Raw genomic sequence first — 3,552 nt, 5'->3', positions numbered from 1 at the left:
CTGGAGCAGCAGGTGCAGGCCACCCTCGCTGCGCTGGCAAGCGCGAAAGGAGTGCACTTGTCCACTTTTATCAATGACTTGCTCAAGAAGGATATCGAGCTCATCGACATGGCACAGTAACAAGACCGCAGGGTATGCAGGCCGCAGTGGAGCTCTCAGTGCAAATGCGTGGGATTTGCGGACGCCAGCCGTGACGCCGACGGTTCGGTGCCGTAGGCAGCGTCTCGCGCAGCCCGCGCTAGACCAGCGCTTCCTTCATCACCACCTCGCCGCGCAGAGACCTTTGCGGCGCTTCCGTGATCTGCACATCCACCATCTGCCCGACAAGCCGGGCCGGGCCTTTGAAGACGACGGCGCGATTGCATTCGGTGCGGCCGAAGAGCTCGCTTGCGTCTTTGCGCGCGGCACTCTCGACCAGCACGCGCTGCACCGTGCCCAGGCGGCTGGCACTGATGCGGCGTACGTTGTCGTTGATGGTGGCCTGGAGGCGCTGCAGGCGCTCCAGTTTCACTGGATGTGGCATCTCGTCGTGCAGCGCGGCAGCGGGCGTACCGGGGCGCGGGCTGAAGATGAAACTGAACGAGCTGTCGTAACCCACGTCGGTGACGAGCTTCATCATCTTGTCGAAATCGGCGTCGGTCTCACCCGGGAACCCCACGATGAAATCACTCGACAGCGCCAGATCCGGTCGGATCGCGCGCAGTTTGCGCACGGTGGACTTGTATTCCATCGCCGTGTAGCCGCGCTTCATGGCCATCAAGATGCGGTCGGAGCCGTGTTGCACCGGCAGATGCAGGTGGTTGACGAGTTTGGGCACACGCGCATACACCGCAATCAACGCCGGCGTGAATTCGTTCGGATGGCTGGTGGTGTAGCGGATGCGCTCGATGCCCGGTATGTCGGCCACATACTCGATCAGCGTCGCAAGGTCAGCCGCGTCTGCCGTGCCGCCCATAGCCGCGCGGTAGGCATTGACGTTTTGCCCGAGCAGCGTCACTTCGCGCACGCCCTGGTCGGCCAGGCCGGCTATTTCGACCAGCACGTCGTCAAACGGGCGCGATACCTCTTCGCCACGCGTATACGGCACCACGCAGTAGCTGCAGTATTTGGAGCAACCCTCCATGATGCTGACAAAAGCCGTCGCGCCCTCCACCCGCGCTGGCGGCAGATGGTCGAACTTCTCGATCTCCGGAAAACTGATGTCCACCTGCGGGCGGTCCTGCAATTGCCGCTGGCGCAGCAGCTCGGGCAGGCGGTGCAGCGTCTGCGGGCCGAACACGACGTCCACGTAGGGTGCCCGCGCTATGATCGCCGCCCCCTCCTGGCTTGCCACACAGCCCCCCACGCCGATCTGCACACCGCTGCGTTTCAGGTGTTTGATGCGGCCCAGATCCGAGAACACTTTTTCCTGCGCTTTTTCGCGCACCGAACAGGTGTTGAACAAAATCAGGTCCGCCTCGTTAACATCCAGCGTGGCTTCGTACCCCTGGGCGGCGTGCAACACATCGACCATCTTGTCGGAGTCGTATTCGTTCATCTGGCACCCGAAGGTCTTGATGAATACTTTCTTGCTGGCCGGCTGCCCCTCGCGCAGCGGCGGTGTAACGGGCCCGCTCATCAGGTGGCCTCCATGCTGCGCATTGCGGTATTCGCTCTTGGGAACGGCCCGGCGGTGCTCACTGGACTACCCTCCATGCTGCGCATTGCGGTATGAGCCCTTGGGAACGGCCCGGCGGTGCTCATGGCTGCTTGAACTTGGGCAACTGGTCAAAAGGCGTCTTGCCGTCGTCCGTCTTGGGTTTGTCGCCCGATGATTCGAAGGTGAAGTTGACGACTGGCTCCATGCCTTTGCGTTCTTCCTCTGCTTCGGCGGCGTTGAGTATCCAGATCTCCCGGATCAAGCCTTGGGGCTCGCGCACGTAGTTGACCAGCACGGTCTGCCCCACAAGCGCGCCAGACATAACCAGCGCATTGGTCGTGCCGCGAATGCGGATGCCCGGCGCAAGCCGCTCCGCAGCGCCATTGATGAGCACAGCAGGCGGTGCCGTGACAGTAAGCGCGCCGCGTTTGGCGGCTGCAGGGAACTGGCGCACCGCCAGTTGTGCGTGGGCCGAAGTTGGTGCCAACGCCAAAGCACCAAGCTGCAAGAGTAACGGCGTACCCACGGCAAGCGTGGCAAGAAAAGACTGACAGCGGTTCATGGTATTCGTCCAGAGGCTGCAAATACACGCAGAGCATCGCGTGAATCCGCGCCGACAAGCACCTGTGCAACAACATTGGGCTTGGCGGCCGGAGGCTCCAAGTGTAATGCCGACGTGTACGCGCGACAGGCCAAGGTCTTCTGCGATGGAACTTGCACCACCCCGCAGGGAACGCCCTGCATAAACCCCTCGACCCGGAACGCCATCACTGCGCCATGCTGCACGGTCGGCCCGCTGAAACTACCATGAAAATCTTTCAGTGTGAACCGGTCAGGAAATTCGCCATGTCCTTGTTGTCGCGCCGTAACTTTCTGGGTAGCAGCCTGGTCTTGCCGCACCTGTTATCCCATGCCGGGGACGCGGAGCCAGAATCGGCCCTGCGCGCGGGCGCTTGCGTGCTGGTCGTACGCCATGCCCTGGCACCCGGCACTTTCGATCCGCCGGAATTTCGACTCGGCGACTGCAGTACCCAGCGCAATCTAAGCGAAGAAGGCCGAACCCAGGCCCGGCGCATGGGGGCGTGGTTCAAGGCCCGGTCGCTGCGGCCAGCGCGCGTGCGTACCAGCCCCTGGTGTCGCTGCGTCGACACCGCCAACCTGGCATTTGAGCGTGGTGACGTGTGGCCCGCTTTGGGATCGCCGCAGGGCGTGGACGAGACTGCCAACCGCATCCACCAGCAGGCGCTGCGCGAGGCCCTGGCGGCCGCATCGAAACGCAAAGGAGGGTTCGAGGTCTGGGTCACCCACATGTTCGTGATATCAGAACTGGTGCCTACCAGCATTGCTTCTGGCGAAGGTCTGGTGCTGCGCGGGGGTGCCGCAGGCGCGCCGCAGGTGCTGGCCCGGTTTCCGGCGGTGTAGAGAAGCGCCGAGACTCGGTAAAATTGCTGTCAATCTGGTGTCGCGAGCGCTGTGCGCGCAAGCCGCATATCGCAGGCGACTGTACCGCCAGAAAAGATGCCTCGCCCGCAATTTGACTGACGATGTATTGGTGAAATTGGTGGCGCTTCACGGAGGAGTTGCCCCAAAAATTGATGTGCCGGAGCACGTTCCACTCACCGGGCGTCTGAGCTCCTGAGGTCATGGTGCGAAACCCACTGACCGTCGCAATACCAAGTGCGGTCAGAGCCAAGCTGCCCATCAAGTGCAGTGCAATGCCAGTGCGTGCCATTGCTCGGTCTGATGGGTCCGTTTGTCAATCACTGCGAGCTTCGACGCCTGCCAAAAGAAGTAGAGTACCGCTGCGTGCATTAGCCAGACAGTGCGTTATCCAGCTCCACTACGTCCGATCACTGGCGAATGCGAAACGCGTCTTGCCGACCTTGGCTCGGTACATCGCCTTGTCAGCGCTC

General features: G+C 62.1%; 3 protein-coding genes. 1 reads left to right on the top strand and 2 read right to left on the bottom strand.

The annotated features are described in order from the left end of the window. Positions 1-238 precede the first annotated feature (238 nt). Positions 239-1,618, bottom strand: a complete 1,380-nt coding sequence (gene miaB, locus RMO40_RS04960) for a tRNA (N6-isopentenyl adenosine(37)-C2)-methylthiotransferase MiaB (protein WP_309717148.1) — start codon at positions 1,616-1,618, stop codon at positions 239-241. Positions 1,619-1,739: 121 nt separating this feature from the next. Next, entirely contained in the window at positions 1,740-2,201 is a 462-nt protein-coding gene (locus RMO40_RS04955) for a hypothetical protein (protein ID WP_309717145.1), read from the bottom strand. A gap of 245 nt (positions 2,202-2,446) precedes the next feature. Here RMO40_RS04955 and RMO40_RS04950 point away from each other — a divergent pair, with 245 nt between their 5' ends. Continuing rightward, the gene (locus RMO40_RS04950; RefSeq protein ID WP_309717142.1) at positions 2,447-3,061 is read left to right on the top strand and encodes a histidine phosphatase family protein; all 615 of its coding nucleotides are present in this window, start codon (positions 2,447-2,449) and stop codon (positions 3,059-3,061) included. Positions 3,062-3,552 lie beyond the last annotated feature (491 nt).

The sequence above is a fragment of the Rhizobacter sp. genome, assembly GCF_031412075.1.
Classification (GTDB): domain Bacteria; phylum Pseudomonadota; class Gammaproteobacteria; order Burkholderiales; family Burkholderiaceae_C; genus Rhizobacter.
This window is presented reverse-complemented; position numbering and strand designations above follow the sequence as displayed.